The 17,226-nt window shown below is 26.2% G+C and carries 22 protein-coding genes; 11 read left to right on the top strand and 11 right to left on the bottom strand.

All coding sequences use genetic code 11. From position 1 onward, the window contains the following. The 10 genes from ACRCYC_RS01820 (at window position 1) to ACRCYC_RS01865 (ending at window position 9,404) form a co-directional block, all read left to right on the top strand. Window positions 1-1,962: a hypothetical protein gene (locus ACRCYC_RS01820; protein ID WP_330112613.1), complete on the top strand. Its 1,962-nt coding sequence runs from the start codon at window positions 1-3 to the stop codon at window positions 1,960-1,962. Window positions 1,963-2,138: 176 nt separating this feature from the next. Next, window positions 2,139-2,963 (top strand): hypothetical protein, encoded by an 825-nt coding sequence (locus tag ACRCYC_RS01825; RefSeq protein ID WP_330112612.1) that lies wholly within the window; start codon window positions 2,139-2,141, stop codon window positions 2,961-2,963. A 16-nt stretch (window positions 2,964-2,979) separates the two neighbouring features. Continuing rightward, window positions 2,980-3,618 carry a hypothetical protein gene (locus ACRCYC_RS01830; protein WP_330112611.1) on the top strand — a complete coding sequence of 213 codons (639 nt, stop codon included), beginning with the start codon at window positions 2,980-2,982 and terminating at the stop codon, window positions 3,616-3,618. A 59-nt stretch (window positions 3,619-3,677) separates the two neighbouring features. Further along, window positions 3,678-4,730, top strand: coding sequence for a hypothetical protein (locus ACRCYC_RS01835; protein ID WP_438532735.1), 1,053 nt, complete (start codon window positions 3,678-3,680; stop codon window positions 4,728-4,730). 71 nt (window positions 4,731-4,801) lie between these two features. Continuing rightward, the gene (locus ACRCYC_RS01840) at window positions 4,802-6,991 is read left to right on the top strand and encodes a tail fiber domain-containing protein (RefSeq protein WP_438532736.1); all 2,190 of its coding nucleotides are present in this window, start codon (window positions 4,802-4,804) and stop codon (window positions 6,989-6,991) included. A 3-nt stretch (window positions 6,992-6,994) separates the two neighbouring features. Beyond that, window positions 6,995-7,561, top strand: coding sequence for a hypothetical protein (locus ACRCYC_RS01845; RefSeq protein WP_438532737.1), 567 nt, complete (start codon window positions 6,995-6,997; stop codon window positions 7,559-7,561). 11 nt (window positions 7,562-7,572) lie between these two features. Then, complete coding sequence (locus tag ACRCYC_RS01850; RefSeq protein WP_438532738.1) at window positions 7,573-8,100, top strand: hypothetical protein; 528 nt, start codon at window positions 7,573-7,575, stop codon at window positions 8,098-8,100. 12 nt (window positions 8,101-8,112) lie between these two features. Beyond that, the gene (locus ACRCYC_RS01855; protein ID WP_330112607.1) at window positions 8,113-8,247 is read left to right on the top strand and encodes a hypothetical protein; all 135 of its coding nucleotides are present in this window, start codon (window positions 8,113-8,115) and stop codon (window positions 8,245-8,247) included. A gap of 2 nt (window positions 8,248-8,249) precedes the next feature. After that, window positions 8,250-8,735, top strand: coding sequence for a hypothetical protein (locus ACRCYC_RS01860; RefSeq protein ID WP_330112606.1), 486 nt, complete (start codon window positions 8,250-8,252; stop codon window positions 8,733-8,735). A gap of 177 nt (window positions 8,736-8,912) precedes the next feature. Next, entirely contained in the window at window positions 8,913-9,404 is a 492-nt protein-coding gene (locus ACRCYC_RS01865) for a YkgJ family cysteine cluster protein (RefSeq protein WP_438532739.1), read from the top strand. A 36-nt stretch (window positions 9,405-9,440) separates the two neighbouring features. On the opposite strand, the gene ACRCYC_RS01870 is transcribed toward ACRCYC_RS01865, so the two are convergent. From ACRCYC_RS01870 to ACRCYC_RS01885, 4 genes are read right to left on the bottom strand one after another with little or no spacing between them, the layout of a single operon-like run. Further along, window positions 9,441-10,961 carry an SPFH domain-containing protein gene (locus tag ACRCYC_RS01870; protein ID WP_438532740.1) on the bottom strand — a complete coding sequence of 507 codons (1,521 nt, stop codon included), beginning with the start codon at window positions 10,959-10,961 and terminating at the stop codon, window positions 9,441-9,443. Between the two features lie 10 nt (window positions 10,962-10,971). Next, window positions 10,972-11,370 carry a hypothetical protein gene (locus tag ACRCYC_RS01875; RefSeq protein WP_330112603.1) on the bottom strand — a complete coding sequence of 133 codons (399 nt, stop codon included), beginning with the start codon at window positions 11,368-11,370 and terminating at the stop codon, window positions 10,972-10,974. A gap of 11 nt (window positions 11,371-11,381) precedes the next feature. Beyond that, window positions 11,382-12,203, bottom strand: coding sequence for a hypothetical protein (locus ACRCYC_RS01880; protein ID WP_330112602.1), 822 nt, complete (start codon window positions 12,201-12,203; stop codon window positions 11,382-11,384). Continuing rightward, on the bottom strand, window positions 12,190-12,558 hold the full coding sequence (locus ACRCYC_RS01885) for a hypothetical protein (RefSeq protein WP_330112601.1): 369 nt from the start codon (window positions 12,556-12,558) through the stop codon (window positions 12,190-12,192). Before ACRCYC_RS01885 ends, ACRCYC_RS01880 begins: the two co-directional genes overlap by 14 nt. Window positions 12,559-12,674: 116 nt before the next feature. On the opposite strand from ACRCYC_RS01885, the gene ACRCYC_RS01890 reads away from it, so the two are divergent. Beyond that, window positions 12,675-13,355, top strand: coding sequence for a hypothetical protein (locus ACRCYC_RS01890; protein WP_330112600.1), 681 nt, complete (start codon window positions 12,675-12,677; stop codon window positions 13,353-13,355). A gap of 296 nt (window positions 13,356-13,651) precedes the next feature. On the opposite strand, the gene ACRCYC_RS01895 is transcribed toward ACRCYC_RS01890, so the two are convergent. The 7 genes from ACRCYC_RS01895 to ACRCYC_RS01925 all read right to left on the bottom strand — a co-directional run bounded on the left by ACRCYC_RS01895 (window position 13,652) and on the right by ACRCYC_RS01925 (window position 17,108). Further along, entirely contained in the window at window positions 13,652-14,461 is an 810-nt protein-coding gene (locus tag ACRCYC_RS01895; RefSeq protein WP_330112599.1) for a hypothetical protein, read from the bottom strand. 4 nt (window positions 14,462-14,465) lie between these two features. Continuing rightward, the gene (locus ACRCYC_RS01900; RefSeq protein ID WP_330112598.1) at window positions 14,466-15,023 is read right to left on the bottom strand and encodes a hypothetical protein; all 558 of its coding nucleotides are present in this window, start codon (window positions 15,021-15,023) and stop codon (window positions 14,466-14,468) included. A gap of 64 nt (window positions 15,024-15,087) precedes the next feature. Further along, window positions 15,088-15,450 carry a hypothetical protein gene (locus ACRCYC_RS01905; RefSeq protein ID WP_438532742.1) on the bottom strand — a complete coding sequence of 121 codons (363 nt, stop codon included), beginning with the start codon at window positions 15,448-15,450 and terminating at the stop codon, window positions 15,088-15,090. Further along, window positions 15,447-15,806 (bottom strand): hypothetical protein, encoded by a 360-nt coding sequence (locus ACRCYC_RS01910; protein ID WP_438532743.1) that lies wholly within the window; start codon window positions 15,804-15,806, stop codon window positions 15,447-15,449. The genes ACRCYC_RS01905 and ACRCYC_RS01910 overlap by 4 nt, the downstream gene beginning before the upstream one ends. A gap of 2 nt (window positions 15,807-15,808) precedes the next feature. Continuing rightward, a complete protein-coding gene (locus ACRCYC_RS01915; protein ID WP_438532744.1) occupies window positions 15,809-16,210 on the bottom strand; it encodes a hypothetical protein in 402 nt (133 codons plus the stop codon). Between the two features lie 7 nt (window positions 16,211-16,217). Further along, window positions 16,218-16,586, bottom strand: a complete 369-nt coding sequence (locus ACRCYC_RS01920; protein WP_438532745.1) for a hypothetical protein — start codon at window positions 16,584-16,586, stop codon at window positions 16,218-16,220. 66 nt (window positions 16,587-16,652) lie between these two features. Beyond that, a complete protein-coding gene (locus ACRCYC_RS01925; RefSeq protein ID WP_438532746.1) occupies window positions 16,653-17,108 on the bottom strand; it encodes a hypothetical protein in 456 nt (151 codons plus the stop codon). Between the last annotated feature and the right edge of the window lie 118 nt (window positions 17,109-17,226).

Below are 17,226 nucleotides of genomic sequence, written 5' to 3' on the forward strand. Positions count from 1 at the left end.
ATGAACAGAAATAATTCTACGGTAGAATTACTAACTCCAGAAGAAATAATCAAAGTATTATCAGAAAAAATAAATAAATCTGATATTACAGATAATTATATTTTAGACCCTTTAGATTATAAAAAAGTATTGTCTCAACCTGGAGCTAAAAAGTTATTTGATGATATAAATAGTTTGAAAATAAATATAGATGATATAACTCACGAATTCAATCCTGAAGTTGGAGAAATTCTCAAAGTATTATCTCAAAAGGGTGCTAAAGAGTTATATGATGATATAAACGTTAATAAGATTGATTTTAAAGATTTGACGAATGAATATAACTTAGATTCTCCTTCCAATAAAAAAGCATTATCTCAAGATGGAGCAAATTTACTTTATAAAAAAGTATGTGAAAAAATAACTACTGATGCTGTATCTGTAACTGATATAACAAATGAGTTTGAAAATGTTGAAGTACCTTCAGAAACTAAAGTGTTATCTCAAAAAGGTGCTGTTGATTTGTTTAACGAAGCAGCTCTTAAAAGAGATATAGTTGATGATTATGAAAATGATTTAGATAATGAAAGTGCAACTGAAGAAGAATTAAAAAATAAAGTTTTTTCATGGAAAGGTGCTAGAAGTTTATTTAGATATTTAAATAATAATTTTGTATCTAAGTATGGATCTGCAATACTTGGTAATTTAACTTTTCCGATAAACAATGTTAAAAATGGTATTGGAATAAATTTCTTTTCCAAAGACCATGGATTTAAAATATATGCTGAAAATGATTTAAAAGAAAAGACTTTAAAAATAAGTTCTAATAAAACTGATTTATTAAAACTATTTCATGAAAGAATGGAAATTACAAAGAATAGTATTTTCAAAAGAAATATAGGCGTTAACTCTGTTGATGAACCTAAATATAATATGACTATAGAAAATAAAAATGGAATACATATAGAAAATGGTAATATGGTTTTTTATCTAAATGATTTACCTATTATGCATGTATCAGAAGAAGGATTGTACGTATTTAATTCTGTTGTTTCTACAGAGAACAAACCAGTTAATGCAGTTTCAATAGATGTGCATCAGGTAGAACATGGATTCCACAATCAACTTGTATGTTATTTTGAAGGAAAATGGAAAATAGCTGATTTGAAAAAAGAGCATACTGCAGATGGGTGGGCTACTAGAATAGATGATGATAACTTTAGAGTTTTCTTTTCTGGGCTAGTTGAATTAGATGACACTATAAGAGATGATGAAGGAAATAAGTTACAAATAGGTGAATATTATTTTGTATCTCAAGATGTTAATGGAGCTTTAATGAGAACAAGATGTTTAGATGGGGTTGAACAAATAGCTCTAAAAACTGTAGCTGTAAATAATAAATTAAAAGGACAATTATTATTAACTGACGAGGCTAATTTTAATTTATTAACTAACTTTAATATAGATGATAATGGTAATGTTTCTACAGTTGAAACATTATATAAACTTATAGAAACTGTTGATACAATGAAAGGCGATATTTTACACATGGGACATAGAATAGAAGAACTCGAAGGAGTTGTTACAGACTATGACAGATTATATGAAAATAACTTTGTTGAAGAAACTTATAAAAATCATCCTTTCTTGTTTAATGCAGTACATAACGCTGGTGAAGTTTGGGAGATGGCTAATTTATCATTAGAAAGAATTGCTGATGCTGTAGCCATAAAGAAAGATAACGAGACATACATATTAGTAACTAAAGGAACTATAGAAATTCCAGCAGGAGCTTTGGATGATGAAGGTAAAGAATTTATTTCTGGCGAGTATTACTATGTATCTCATAATGTTGTTGGTGGATTCTCAAGATATAAAAGCCAAGAACTTGATGTTGATCAATTGGCATTTAAAGTTATAAAGCATAAAAATAAGATGAAAGCTATCATATTAATAAACGAGGAGGCTAATTTAGATTATTAAAATTAAAACTTTCCGTCGTGACGGAAAGAATAAAAAGTGACGAATTCGTCACTTTTTTTTATTTATATTATTCAAGTGGCATTAAAATGACAAAATTACAAATTTTGATAAAATTTAGTCTATTCTGTAATCCAAAATTTTCTAAGTTTATGCACAAAAGGCAGGTGATATTTAAATTGGCAAAATCAAGAATTACTAAATTGGATTTCGTAAAGCAACATGACATACATTTTTACCAGGCTACTGGTGCGAATAGTATAGTGTTGACTTCATCTAACTCTAATTTGTGTTCAGCTTACAAGAAAGGAATGATAATTTACTTTATAGCTAATGCTACAAATACAGGAGCTATAAATATAAGTATCGACTCACTTCCTATAAAAAATGCCACAAAATTTGATGGTACACCATTTGTAGGTGGAGAAATTCTATTAGGATCACCATATATGTGGATATATAACGGTGAAGAATTTATGTTGTTAGGTAGTGAAGTTTCTGAAATTCAAGGTAATATAACTGACCTTGTAAATGAAATTTCTTCAATAAAAACTAATATAACAACATTAGAAGAAAATCTAACTACTAAAGTTGGTAATATCGAATTTAATGAATTATTAAGTAGATTTGAAATAACTACATCTGAATTAGATTCTAAAATAAATGATGTTAAAACTAATTTAGAAGAACTTAACAATACTACTAAAACTGATTTATTAGCTGTAATAGAAACTTTAAAAGCAAAAATAACGGATGCTTTTGAACAAGTTGGAGTTGATACAACTACTAAAATAAATGCAGTAGAAGAAAAACTAAAAAACAATATTTCAGATAGTATAAATACTGCTGAAATTAAAATTGTGCTTGGAGAAAATTTTGACCCAACTGGTATTGAAGAATATCAAGAGAATACAGAATATACAGATGGTACTATGATTAAATATGAAGGAGAATATGCTGTAGTTTATTCTGATGAAATTATTTTAACTGGTATCAAATACTAAATTTAAGGAGAAAAATATGTCACAACAATTAAAAAAAATCACACTTTTATCGAACGCTTTAGATGTTAAAGAATTAAGAAAAGCACTTGCTGCAATTGATCTTAAAAATGCAACAAAAGAAGAATTAGCAGCAGTTCAAACGCAAGTAAATCAAATTATTCAAACATTAACTGTTGATGATACTTCTTTAGATACTCTACAAGAAATTATCACATTCATCAAAGCTAACAAAACTTTATTAGATAACTTAGCTATTGATAACATCTTAGGATTAAGAACTGCTTTAGATGCAAAAGCTGAAACTACTGCATTAACTGCTTTAGAAACAAATATTAGAGAAGAGTTAACAACTTTAGAAAATGATTTTACAGCAGCAATAAACACTGTGAATGCTAATATTGAAAAAGTAAAAACTGATTTATCTGGTGTTATGACTGCAGATAAAAATGAGCTAAAGACATCTATCACAAAAGAAACTACTGATAGAACTGCGGCTAATTCTGAAATTGTATTCGGATCTAAAACTAAACCAGAGTCTATACCTACATATGATGAGACTTCTCACGTAATTGGAGATATTGTTGTAGATGCTGAAGGGAATCTTTGTATTGTTGAAGATGCACCAGCAAGTCAATCTAAATTTCCATTAAAATAATTTTTATAGGTGTGTGTTAATTAACACACACCTTTTTAATAAACCATAGAGGTGAGTGTATGAAATTAACAAAAATTTCTTTACTAAGTTTATCTAAAAAAATAGTTGAATTTGTTAAAGAATTTAATGTTTTCAAAAGTGATAATGACAAAAAAATAATTAAAATAAATTCTGATATAGAACTGTTAAATCAAAAACTAATTGTTAATGATTCAGAATTCTCTACTTTAGAAAAAATAGTTAAATTTGTAAAAACGCTATCTGCAAAAATTTTAAATATTGAGAATACTGTAATTCCAGAAATAAATAACAAAATAGATTCAAAGGCAACGAAAGTAGAAGTAGAAAATATAAAGTCTTTAGCAACAAAAAACGAACAAGAAATTCAAACTTTAGCACTTGATAAGGTTGATAAAACAAACTTCAGCTCTTTAGAATCGAAAGTTTCTTCTTTAGAAGGGATAACAAGTAATATTTCAGATAGTAAAGTTGATAAAAATGAGTTGTTAAACTATTACAATAAAAATGAAACTATTGGAAAAATAGCAGAAGAATTAGAGAAAATTGTTGCTTCTGCACCTGGAACTTTAGACACGTTAAAAGAGTTAGCTGATGCGATTAATAATGACCCTAACTTTGCTAATAACATAGCTGTAGAACTTACTAAAAAAGCATCTAAAGAAGAATTAGCAATATTAGAAAGAGTTTTGAATTCTAATTCTGAAGAAATAGCGATAATAAAAGGACAAAAGTTTTTAACTATAGAAAAAGTTAATCATGGATTTGTTTTTGAGCCTGTTTTTTACACTCCAGAAGGATGGGTAAAAGTAGATGTAAGTAAAGAACAAACAGCAGAAGGAATAGCTATAAAAGTAGATGATAATAAATTTAATGTTTTTTTTGATGGCATAATCAACATACCTTCAGGATACAAAGATGATAGTGGAGATGAATTATCAAATGGCGAAATTTATTCTGTATCAAAAATAGGTGTTGGATTAGTTACTAAGAATATTTATAGCGAAGGAATAGTTCAATCGTTATATAAAGTTATAACAGAAAATGGAGTTAAAAAAGCATTTATTATACTAGATGTTCCGTTCATGTTATAGTTTTTTTAAGGTTATCGCTTATATTGGTGATAACCTTTTTATTAAAGTAAATAAGGAGATGAAAACTATTTATGTCTAAATATAGAACGATAATAAATATGAGTCCTAGTTTTATAAAAGTTATGCCGTTCAAATGTACAGGTACAAATTTATTAAAATTAGAATCATATACAAATAGATTTACCAATGTTCATGAAGGCTTAGTTTGTATTTTTAAAGCTGAAAATACTAATACTGGTCCTATAAGAGTAAAACTTTCTGATTTAACAAATGAATTGAAATTACTGGATGTTAATGGAAATGAAATCCCCGCTGGATTCATAAAAAGTAATATGTATTTACAAGCTAGTTATGATGGTACAAATTTAGTTTTACATAATGGTAATTCAAATATAAGTTTAGAAGCTGGATCAAATATTGTAATCGATAAAAAACCAGATGGAACGGTTGTTGTAAGTGCTGTAAATACTAATACTTGGAGACCAATTACTGATAGTCTAGAAGCCAATGATAGTAATACTTCATCTAGTGCAAAAGTAGCTAAAATATTAAATGATAAAATTTTGGCAATAACAACTATAGTTAATGATAATAAACTTTTACAAGATAACATAGCAGATACAGTTATTGAAGTATTGACTGAAATCGATAATTTAAAATTAATTGATAGTGAATTAACAAAGAAAATAACTGAAGTAAATGGAAAAGCTGATGCTAACATAAGAGAAATCACATCAATAAAATCTGAATTAGGAAACAAAGCTAATTCTAATCATGGGCATAGTGCTGCAACAAGTTCAACAGATGGATTTATGTCAAAAGGAGACAAATCAAAATTAGATGGAATAGCTACAGGAGCAAATAATTATGTGCACCCGAATGATGGAAATACAAGGCACGTTACTGATACAGAAAAAACTAAATGGAATGGGAAAGCAGAAGGGAGTCATGGGCATAGTACTGCAACGAGTTCAACAGATGGGTTTATGTCAAAAGGAGACAAATCAAAATTAGATGGAATAGCTGTAGGAGCAAATAATTATACTCATCCTGGCTCAGGAAGTAATCCACATGGTACAACAAAAGGAGATTTAGGAATTGGTAATGTTACAAATGTTGCATTGAATTGGGCATGGGGTACTGCGAATCCGACTCATATCTGGGGTTCACAAGGAGATTCAGGTCAAAGTTTTGTTTATAATGGAAGTCAATTAAAATATTTTATAGGTCTTAATAATGTTAACAACTGGGGTGCTTCAAGTTCTATAGGAGCAAATTCTACAACAGAATATGCAACAACAAATATGGTTGCTCAAGTAAGGAATGAAAAACTTACAAATCCAGGATATGGAGGAGTTCACGAGTTAGGAAGATATTTAGATTTACATTTAAGCGGATCTGGAGCTGATTATGATGCTAGAATTTGGACTGATGGTGGTCAAAAAGTGTGTATGTCAGGTGTTTTATCTATATCTGGTAGAGCAATGATTGATGCATCTAAATTTAGTGGTGGAACTGGTCAACAACCAGCTGTTTCATTAGCCATCGGTGACAATGATACTGGATTTAATTGGGAAGGAGATGGAAGTTTATCATATTGGGCTAATAACAGTAGGAGATTTTACTTAAATAATGTATGGCATACTGGAAACTTTGATCCAAATTCTAAAGCTAATGTTAATCATTCACATGGTTATATGTCTGATGGAGGATCATATGGAACTATAAAATTAAGTAATTGGATTAGAACTACTGGCAATACGGGATGGTACTCAGAAAGTTATGGTGGAGGATGGTATATGACAGATTCTACATGGATAAGAACTTATAATAACAAACCTATTCATGTTGCTGGAAACGATATAACATGCACAAATAATATAATTGCTTATTACTCTGATGAAAGATTAAAGAAAAATTTCAAAGAAATAAATGGAGCTTTAAATATGATTATGAGCATTAATCCTTATTATTATGAACAAAATGAATTTGCAAAAGAATTGGGTTACAATGAAGAAGGTAAAATTCAAATAGGGTTTAAAGCTCAAGAAATTGAAAAAATATTACCACAAATTATTCAAGAAGCACCAGTCAATCATAGAAATGATCTTTCTGATGACATTAGAAATAAAATAGGCGACATTCCAATAAAAACGATAGATTATGCCAAAATAACTCCTTTATTATGGAGAGCTATACAAGAACAACAAAAACAAATTGAGAAACTGGAAAATCTTTTAATTTTAAAAGGAGTGATCTAAAAAATGGAAAATAAATTTTTTTATTTGAGTAAAAAATATGCCAAAAATAACGGGATATGGATTTATGAAGAGTCAGAAACTAGAATTGATAATTACATAGAAAAATATGGTAAAGATGTTGGTGAATATGAGGGAACATCAATACCTAATTGTCCTTGGTATGATGAGATATCTGATTCTATTATAGAAATGCCTATATATATTCAAGTTCAGAAAGGTATAAAAAAATTATTACCAGGAGAGTATATTAATGATGATAATGAGTTAATATATATTCCAAAACCTGATTTCATAATAAATGGATATTGGGATAATAAAGAAAATAAGTGGAATGAAAATTATTCTAAGGAAGAACTTTTAGAATATTATTTAAATAAAAAGATTGTTTTTTTCAATAGTGAAGTGGAGGCAGTTCAACAAATCATGTTTATGAAAAACAATGGATTATTATCTTCAGAAGATAATATTGATGATTTGATATTATATTTAAATAACATTAATCCGCATAGTATTAAAACTATATCAAAAGAAGTGATTAGGCCAATTATATTAGAAAAATATAAGTTATAGGAGATATAGAGATGAATAAAAACATAAATAAAGCAACTCCAACAGGAACAATAGGGCTATATGATGTTAGAAGTGAATTAGGTAGAGGTGGGCAAATATCATTAAATGACTCTGATGTGAGAAAGCTTGCAGGAAGAACTGGTGGGCAAATTGCTATGAGTGATTTAAGAGGTAAGAGTAATCAAATTACTTATACATTAGATGTTAGACAATGGCCAGGAGAAACAGCATGGGGCTTTAGAAATGGAACTATGGGTAATTTATCTCCAAGAAATATAGAAGGAAGTGGATTGACATTATCAGAAGTTAGAGCTACAAATTTATTTGGAAATTCAATTTTTTCAATAGCCTTAAATGGATCTAAGTTTACGAACAAAGTTGGAATAGTAGTTGATACTTTATCAGAATATATTTTCGTGTGGAGTGCAAGTCAAGGCGCATATGGTGATCAAAATTCAAGTATAACAACAAGCCTATTGAATTATTTTAAGAGTAAAAATGGCGGAGCTGTGAAAGTTAAATTTAGATGGTTTAATTAAGGAGATTAAATTATGAGAAAAATCGAAAGTTTACTATTTGGAATATGGAAAGGGTTAAAAATAGTTTTATTAATAAATGGAAAAAATGACAAATTAACAAAAATGAATAAAATAGAAGAACAACTAAAAAAAACAAAGGAGAAATAATTATGAAAAAAATATTTATGTTATTGTTTATGTTTTCTTTATTTGGATTGTCAAAGGCTGATGTTTTCATGAAAGAAGATTTTGTAAATTTAAGTATTGGAATAGAAACGACAAAGGGATTTTCATTTCCTGTTACAGTTGAATATGGAAAAAAAATTGAGATAAACAGAAGTGTATCAGAAATAAATTTAGTTGTTGGAAATCAAATTAAATTTATGGATGAACAAAATGACTATTCGAATTTTTATACAGGAGTAGGAATTCCTTTTTATTTAAAACATAAAATAGAAGAGTTGCCTAATCATGTTATGCCTGTATTTAGAATAGGATTATCTAGTGATTTAGATTCTAAAAGTAATGGCTTATATATAGCTAGTGGTCTTAGATTTGGTGATGAAAAATATTTAGAAATTCTATTCGAAGGAGAGGATTCTAAATATAGAAATTCTCTTGGTATTGGTTATAAATTTAATGAAATAAAATTTTAAAAAAGAGGAATGATCCTCTTTTTTTTATGTTATAATGTGAATTATCTAATATATGGTTGAAAATAAATTATGTTGTTAGCTATATTGATGACATAGAATATTATATATTTTGAATAAATATATTTATAAAGAAATTAGAGTATACAGTTTAAAATTAAAATAACTGGAGTGTGTATAATGGTAAGGAAATTAAAGAAATCTAACAATGTTGAAATGTTAAAAAAAGCAGAATCAGACATGAAGATAATTAATGAAATGAATGGAATTGAAATTCTTTCAGATGAAAATGGAAATTGTAATAATTGCAATCACTGCTGCAGTATAGTAACACTGATATCAAAAGATGAATTAGAAATTTTGGCTAGTAAACTTACAAATGAGATAATAAATGATTTTGTAGATAGAATAAATAAAGATGGAATAAAACATGTTAGTTTTTGTCCATATAGTTATCCAGAAAAAGGATGTGTAATATATAAAGATAGACCTAAAACGTGTGTATCATATCATTGTAATCCTGAAAAAATGAATTTTGAGTTAGCTATTAGATTTACAAAAAAAATGGAATCACAAGGTGGAGGAGTGCCATTATTTGAGATTTTTCATAAGAAAAATCCGTATTTATACGTTAAAATAAAAACGAATCTTAGAGAATTGAGAATAATATAAACTAATAAAAAAAGGCACTCAAAAGAATGCCTTTTTTTATTGATTTTCAATTTCTACTTCAGTTTCATTTTTAAATAAAGTTATGTTTTCTTCAGGTTTTATAGTTAAAGGTTTTAATTCTGCAAATACTTGTTGCTCTTTGTTATTACCTGTTAGATTAATTTCTGGGAAGTTAAGACCTCTAGCTAAATCATTAGCCATTTTAATCATAGGAATACTAGATACAAGATTATTTACAGTAGATCCTATTTCACCACCAATAGCACCTCTATTATCTTCATTACCATTAGTTATAACATTAATACTATCAATAGTAATATTATTCATAGCATCTACATAATGTTCAGTTAATTTAGGAAGAGTTTCCATTAATTTAATTTTTAAAGCTCCATCAACTCCATATATTTCAACTAATCTTTTTTCTATATCTACTCTTTTAGAGAAAGGTAAAGTTTCAGCAGACGCATTAGCTTCAGCTTCTAGCTTTATAGCTTTAGCATTAGCCTCAGCTATAATTAAAGTCTTATCAGCTGTAACTTTAGCTATTTCTAGTTCGTTTTCTGCTGTTAATTTGTTAGCCTCGTTTTCTATAGTTATTGAAGTGATTTCTTCAATTCTTTTTTCTTCTAAAGATAAAGAGTATTCTTTTTTTATTGTTACTATTTTTTCATCTGTTATTTCTTGTTTACTTTTTTCATCACTTAACTCTATTTCTTTTTTAGAATTTATATTATTTAATTCTATTTTCTTTTCAGTTTCTATTTTGATATTTGATTTTTTAAGAGATGTATTATATTCAAGTTCAGCTATTTCAGCTATTTCTTTTTGTTCTGCTGCTGATTCGTCGATTTTATATTCAACAACTTGTTTAGTTTTTTCTGAATTTGTTTTAGCTATAGAAACTTCTTTTTCTTTTGTAGAGTTGGCGATAGCTGTAGCTGAATTTTTTTCTTGTTCAGCTATAGATATTTCAGAGCCAGATCTAGCAGCAGCACTAGCTTTTTTACCTAATTGTTCTACTATTCCATCAAGGTCTTTTATCATTTTAATATTGAAATTCATTAAATCTAAACCAAACTTACTTAATTCAATTTCAGTAGATTCAGAAACTTTTTCCATTAATTTTTTTCTATTTTCTAATAAGTCTTCAAAATTCATTTCAGAAACTATTGATCTTAATTGTCCTGTTAAAATTTCTTTAACTAATGCTACTGTATTTTCTTGTTTAAAGTTAAGTAATCTTTCAGTAGCTACTTTTCTTTCTTTTTCTTCTTTGGATACAGCAAATGTAGCATCAGCTTCAACTTCTATTCTTATTTTATCCTTAGTTGCAACTCCTGAATCTTCATCAAGTGCTATGTCTAAGTTGTGTGGGTTAAGACTCATAAGTTTATGACTTTGTAAGAATGGAATAACAAATAGTCCCTTACCTTCTAAAACCTTTGTTCCACCTATTCCATACCTAACAAGCAAACTATCTGACGGGCATTTCTTGTATGTGCTTAAAACAAGTCCTGTAGCTACTGTTGCTGTTGCTCCTAAAATTAATCTTATCATTTATTTCCTCCTAAATTCTTTTTGAAATATTCCCAGATACACTATTTGCATTTCCTATTATTGATTTGCAATTTATATTACCTGAAACTGTTGTTGCAGAATAAACATCACCTTTAATAAACATTTCACCGCTTGTATTTTTTAAGTAGTTAACGTTTCCATCAACTTTAATTTCGTTGCATCTATCTACATCAATTTTTTCTACCAATCCATAAACAGCAACGTTAATTACTTTTTCATCTTTATTTTCATGTTTAAGTTTCTTACCGTTTATAAAAATATTTCCATTATTTATTTGTAAACTTTCTATATCGTTATCTATTCTTATAATATTTCCATTTATTTTAATGATACCTTTTTGTTTTTTCTTGTACTTTTTGAAAAACTTCGTTATCACCTTTAGAATCATTTTTATCACCTTTAACTTTTTTGAGACGAATTCGTCTCTTTTAATTTTTCTTTAATTTTATTCATTCTGGAACAAGCATATGAATTTAATCTTTTGTATAAAGGTTTATTTTCAAAAAAGAATCCATATAAATCTTTAGAAATAAAACTATTAAATATAGTTTGTTCTAATGAAAATAAATCCATGTAAGAAGTTACTGTGTTAAGTTTGGTGTTAATTGTATTTATATACTCTTCTTTTATAGTTATATTTGAATTGGTAGTTACATATACACTATCAGCTAAGATATTCCAATGGTTCTCTATTTCTTCTTTTTTGTAGTGATGAAGTAATTGTTTTTTTAATTCATTTATATGTCTTCCATTTTTTATATAATATATAACTAAATCAAATAATGTTTTATTTAAATTAGGAATAAGACTGGTAAAATAACAATCTATTTCTTTTACATTATTATTTGATAGTATATTTAATAATTTTAATGAAGCTTTTAAATTTCTTTCGATTGCAAATTCATCAAAATATATCTTTTCTCCAAAGTTTCTTCTAGGTCTTAAAGCACTTTCAAAACTAAGAATAGCAACATCAATTATTCCTATCTTTGTTTTTAATTTTAAGTGGCTTAAAGATTTTTTTATAACTTCATCAACATAAAAATTACAGCAAATTATATCGGCTATATTTTCTCTATTAACAGTTATAATGCTAATTTTATTTTTTTTATTTTTAATAGCATAAGTTAAAGCTTCATTAACTAAATTATGACTCTTTCCACTTCTCCTTGAACTATGAATTAGATTTAATGATATTTCTTTTGAGTTATTTCTTTTCAATTTTTTTTCCTTTTTTATTGCTCTTTAATACAGATAGAACACCTTCTAAATTCATAAGTATTAACAATTCTCCAGTTTCATCATTTTTCCAATAGTCTTTACCAGAATAAATATTAACCATAGCTAATTTATTTTCTAAGAACATTCTCATTTCTTCTGGTAAACTTCTACTAACCTTAACTATTTTAGCTTTAGTTATACTTGGAGCATCTTCATCATCAAAGTAAACCCCTTTGCTATTTTTAGAATTTTTTTTAGCTATTATTTTAGGATCAAGCATATGAACTAAAATAGTTCCACAAAGTAAATCATCTATTTCCTGAACTTTTATAGATGCTTCTCTAGACATAAACATATTAAAAACCTCCGTATATAATTTAATTAATAAAAAAATTATATTAAATAAAATCAAATTTTTCAAAATCGTGATTAAGAGTATAATTTTATAATGGCAGTTTATTAGGAGATGATATGGAAAAGAAATACATAGAATTTGGAATAACAGGAATATTGTTAGGAACTACAGTTCATTTTTTGAAAAATTACTTTACTAATAAAATAAATTCAGCTAAACAATCAGATGATATTAAAACTGATGGAGAAAAAGTTAAATTAAATCAAAATAAAGAACTATTTGATTTATTCAAACAATCTTATAGAAAGCAAGAGGATAAAATTTCCAAGTTTGAAGTTGAGTTAATAGAAATGAAAAAGATGATAGCCGATAATTCTTATATGGGAAGTGATGATTATAGACTATTCATAAAAACTTATTTATCATTAATGTTCCACAATATCGAAAATGAACTTAGGCTTATTGTTGAGAGAAATAATATAAATGAAACTACATTAGATTTGACGAATAAAAAGATAATAAATTTTATTGAAAGATTAACTAATGATAGTTTAACTTCTATTGATAAAATTCATTTCTATAGAAATGTAATAATTAAAACAACGAGCCTTATATCTGGGCAAAAAGAATATATAATTTCTGTTTACTCAGGACCTTTTGAAGAATATACCAAGTCTACTAAAGATTCAGTTGCCAAAAAAGATGAGGCTTTAAAGAATATAAGTGAAATTACTAAATATTTATCAAATAAATTAATAGCTAGTTTTCAAGATATAATGAAGACCGAAATATATTAAAAATAGAAACTGCCATAGTATCATTATATTTTCTAATTTTTGGTGGGTGGGTGGGAAATTCCATCCGCTAAAAAAATAAAAAAAAAGAGCACACATGCGATATAGGTTTCCCTAAATCCAACTTGCTCTTTTTTTAATTGACGTAAAAAAATAAAATAAGTTTCTAAATTTTTATAAGAAACGAAAGTTTTATAAGTGATAAACTTTATTACGGTATATCTCACTTATAGAATTTAAAAATCAATACTCTCAAAACATATATATTATAATAACATAATGTTTAATAATTTACAAATTTATAATAATTCACGTAAATTGAATACAAAGTTATGAATATTTCTTTTATCATTTGTTTTATAAGTAACTTCTCCAGAATTATTTTTAGTAATTACACTAATAAAATTTTGTTCGACTAATTCGCTTCTAGAAAAAGAACCTCCTCCTAAAATAAATTCAACATCAAAACCTATTTTATTATTTTTCTTTTTAATTATTTTTTCTAATTCTTTTAAATCGAAAATATTTTTATTCATATGAGTTTTGAAATTTCCTATAAAAATATATTTTTTTACAGAATTTTCTTCTAACCATTTGATTTCTTGGACACCATGTATAAATCCCTCGTCATATTTTTCCAAAGATGTTTTTTGAGTAACCCAACTAGCTATAACTAAGTCTGGTTTATATTTTTCTATAGACTCTAAATCTGTTAGTTTTTCAATATTTTTATTAATATAGTTTAATGGATAATGGTTATTCAATTCATAATATGCTTTTATAGATGGTGTTAATTGAATCATAGAATCAGTTCCTCTTATTCCAATTATTTTATTTAAGTATCCGTTACCAGCTCCTATTTCTATTGGATTTTTATAATTTGATATTTCTTCTTTTAAAAAAAGTTCTAACTCTTTTGTAGGATAACAATATAGTCCTTCTGATAAACTATGAGCTTTAAAGATTTCGAAACCAATAGCTCCATATTTTTTTATAAAATTTAAAATTTCTGATGTATTTGGTGAATCTCCTTTAATATATTTATTTACTGTTAAATTTTTTAACTCCTCATATTGTGGTAATTTTTTTAAAGTTTCTATTATATTCATTATTCTATTCTCTTTCTATTAAAGTTTCATTCTCTAAAATATCAAGAAATTTAGGAAAAACACTTCTATTATCGTATCCTAGAGATTTAACGTATATTCTACTATCTGGGCTTAAATTATGTGATTGATATTTCATATAATCAGAAGCATCCTTATAATTTAAAAAGATAGCTTTTTCTTCCCAATTTAGACATTGATATGTTGTACGGCTGTACATAAGATTTTCTGACTCTTTAGACGTTTCAAGAATATCTTTGACCTCTTCTAAGTCCATTGCATCTTTTAATGAGTCATTTAAACAATCGCTTAAATCAAAATCTTTTTTCAATGTTCCATTATGTATTTGTTTTAAAGTGTATCCTTCAAAAGAGTTGTAAGGTATTAATAATGCCTTATCTGCATCTTCTGGCAAACAATCTATATAATTACAATCTTCTACTATATAAATAGGATTTCTAGTGCCTGATGTTTTCTTTTGTAATTTATCTGATATTCTTTCTTTTTCTAAATGTTCTAAAATATCTAATAACTTTTTATTTATTTTTATATTAATCATTTCCATTATAAACTCCTTGTAACAAATGCTGTAGCAAATATAACTACAATTATTAATATTATTAATTTTATTAAAACCATAAAAATTCCTTTGAATATAAAATTGGAGAATTTGAAATTATTACCCAAGATGCTGCTTTATATCTATTAAAAATAGCTTGTGGAGTATCGTTATCTAGCTCCATAGTCTCAAATTCTTTATTTATATCTTTATTTTTACTAGCAAAATGTTTTAATAAATCTACTTCTTTTTTAGTTTCTTCATTTAATATAGTCCGATCTATTTTATATAAAATAATTTTAAATTCATCTAAAGTTTTTGGATTTTTGTTTATCATAAATTCATATGTTTTAGGAAAGAAATCTTGCAAAATATTCATAGTTATATAAATTGCTTCTTCGTTGCTAGTTTTATTGAAATCTATTGTTTTCATTCTATAATCTCCTTTTTTTCAATTTCTTTAGGAACTTGTATTATAACTTCTGTGAACTTAGTATCTAGAATATCCTCAAAAGTTTTTTGAATATAATCTAGTTTATTTTTTACAAAGAAATTGTTTTTTCCACCGATAGTACAAGTGAAGACAAGAGATAATGCATTAAAATTTTCAAAAGGTTGTGTTGTTACCATGATAGATTGAAGGACACCGCCGAAACCTTCTTTGTACATATTTTTAAATTTTTTATCGATAAGATTATTTATTTTTTCTATGCCATTATCTGTTAATTTTTTTTGGGACATAGAAAATTCTATAAATTCATATCCTTTTATATTTGTTGTTACTAACATAATTATTTCTGCTCCATATATTCTAAAATGTCTTTTTCTTCATTAAGTAGTTTTAATTTTTCTATTATTTCTTCTACTTTTTCTGGAATTAATCCAGGTTTTAACGTATTTGGTATTAGAGAGTTTTCTTTAATCAAAGCTACTTCCCAATAATTTTTAGAACAAAGATATCCTAATCCATTACCGCTTATACAGCTAAGATTTATAGAATCTGTTATCTTGAAAACTATTTGTCTAACTACTTTTTTTGTATCTTTGGAAATAAAAAAAGTTTTATATTTTTTTATAATTAAAGATTCGTTGTATGGATATTTAAGTTTTATTTTTTTAAAATTAAATATATTGTTAATTTTTCTTATTTTTGGTGAATGTTTTCTTTTTCTCTTTTTATTAAATGCTTTCATTTTACACCTATTTATTATCCTTGTACTTTATAATATCTGTTTTACCACAATTGCCACATTTTTTTACAAGTGTAATTTTTTTTAGATTTTCAAGTGGATCTGTTTTTTTTAGTAACTCCAACAAAATTTCTTTGTCTAGTATAGCTCTATTTATCCCATTACATTTAACCTTTAATTTATCTCCGTAAGAGATTAAAGTTGGGTAATAAATGGAATCATTTCTAGCTATAACATAAGCTTCTCCAAAATAAAATTGATTATGTATTTTATTGAAATCTATTTCACTGCAAGCTGTAGCGAAAATTCCTTCACCTTTATTTTGTATAAATGTTTCTTCAGAATAAGGCAAAGTGATTTTAAAAAAATTATTTGTCATAAGACACCTCCGAAATAAATTACCTATATATAACAAATTATATATAAGTAATTTGTTATTTGCAAATTACCGAATTTTATTCAGGAATATTTCTATATCTTCATGTGTTGCTAAAGAAAATCCATCGCATTTTAAAAATTCTTCGTATAAAAAAGCTAAAGTTTCTTTTAAATTTCCAGTATACTTATGATAATTGTATAAAGTTTTATAAACTTCTATTTTAAAGCTATTTTCAAAAATATAATCTTTTGATAGTGAAAGCATATTTATTTCGAAATTTTCATATTCATTTTTTATAGATTCTGAAATTGTGTATATTTTATTTTTTTTTGTTTTTAAATCTTGTATTTCATATGTAGTTGGTGTTAATCCATTTTCTTTTATAAAATCTTTAAAACCAATTAATCTTCTATCTATATCATTGAATGTTTCTCCTCTATTTTTGAAAAAAATTCCATCAATCTCAGAAAAATCATGAGTATTGTGTGGTGTATCAAAAAAAACTACAAATCCTTCTTTCATTTTTAGTCCTCCTAATTTTTTAATCGTTTAAATCAATTTTAATGTATTTAATATTTTTAATGTTTAAGTCTAAGTTATATTACTTTATAATCATTTATAAATATAAATTAATCGTATT

This window comes from Paraclostridium sp. (assembly GCF_051657365.1).
Lineage (GTDB): Bacteria > Bacillota > Clostridia > Peptostreptococcales > Peptostreptococcaceae > Paraclostridium.

Bases quoted from the DNA above. Each gene is read 5' to 3' on its own strand.
- ACRCYC_RS01820 (WP_330112613.1), top strand. From the start codon at position 1: ATGAACAGAAATAATTCTACGGTAGAATTACTAACTCCAGAAGAAATA.
- ACRCYC_RS01830 (WP_330112611.1), top strand. From the start codon at position 2,980: ATGTCACAACAATTAAAAAAAATCACACTTTTATCGAACGCTTTAGAT.
- ACRCYC_RS01835 (WP_438532735.1), top strand. From the start codon at position 3,678: ATGAAATTAACAAAAATTTCTTTACTAAGTTTATCTAAAAAAATAGTT.
- ACRCYC_RS01840 (WP_438532736.1), top strand. From the start codon at position 4,802: ATGTCTAAATATAGAACGATAATAAATATGAGTCCTAGTTTTATAAAA.
- ACRCYC_RS01845 (WP_438532737.1), top strand. From the start codon at position 6,995: ATGGAAAATAAATTTTTTTATTTGAGTAAAAAATATGCCAAAAATAAC.
- ACRCYC_RS01850 (WP_438532738.1), top strand. From the start codon at position 7,573: ATGAATAAAAACATAAATAAAGCAACTCCAACAGGAACAATAGGGCTA.
- ACRCYC_RS01855 (WP_330112607.1), top strand. From the start codon at position 8,113: ATGAGAAAAATCGAAAGTTTACTATTTGGAATATGGAAAGGGTTAAAA.
- ACRCYC_RS01860 (WP_330112606.1), top strand. From the start codon at position 8,250: ATGAAAAAAATATTTATGTTATTGTTTATGTTTTCTTTATTTGGATTG.
- ACRCYC_RS01865 (WP_438532739.1), top strand. From the start codon at position 8,913: ATGGTAAGGAAATTAAAGAAATCTAACAATGTTGAAATGTTAAAAAAA.
- ACRCYC_RS01870 (WP_438532740.1), bottom strand. From the start codon at position 10,961: ATGATAAGATTAATTTTAGGAGCAACAGCAACAGTAGCTACAGGACTT.
- ACRCYC_RS01875 (WP_330112603.1), bottom strand. From the start codon at position 11,370: ATGATTCTAAAGGTGATAACGAAGTTTTTCAAAAAGTACAAGAAAAAA.
- ACRCYC_RS01885 (WP_330112601.1), bottom strand. From the start codon at position 12,558: ATGTTTATGTCTAGAGAAGCATCTATAAAAGTTCAGGAAATAGATGAT.
- ACRCYC_RS01890 (WP_330112600.1), top strand. From the start codon at position 12,675: ATGGAAAAGAAATACATAGAATTTGGAATAACAGGAATATTGTTAGGA.
- ACRCYC_RS01895 (WP_330112599.1), bottom strand. From the start codon at position 14,461: ATGAATATAATAGAAACTTTAAAAAAATTACCACAATATGAGGAGTTA.
- ACRCYC_RS01900 (WP_330112598.1), bottom strand. From the start codon at position 15,023: ATGGAAATGATTAATATAAAAATAAATAAAAAGTTATTAGATATTTTA.
- ACRCYC_RS01905 (WP_438532742.1), bottom strand. From the start codon at position 15,450: ATGAAAACAATAGATTTCAATAAAACTAGCAACGAAGAAGCAATTTAT.
- ACRCYC_RS01910 (WP_438532743.1), bottom strand. From the start codon at position 15,806: ATGTTAGTAACAACAAATATAAAAGGATATGAATTTATAGAATTTTCT.
- ACRCYC_RS01915 (WP_438532744.1), bottom strand. From the start codon at position 16,210: ATGAAAGCATTTAATAAAAAGAGAAAAAGAAAACATTCACCAAAAATA.
- ACRCYC_RS01920 (WP_438532745.1), bottom strand. From the start codon at position 16,586: ATGACAAATAATTTTTTTAAAATCACTTTGCCTTATTCTGAAGAAACA.
- ACRCYC_RS01925 (WP_438532746.1), bottom strand. From the start codon at position 17,108: ATGAAAGAAGGATTTGTAGTTTTTTTTGATACACCACACAATACTCAT.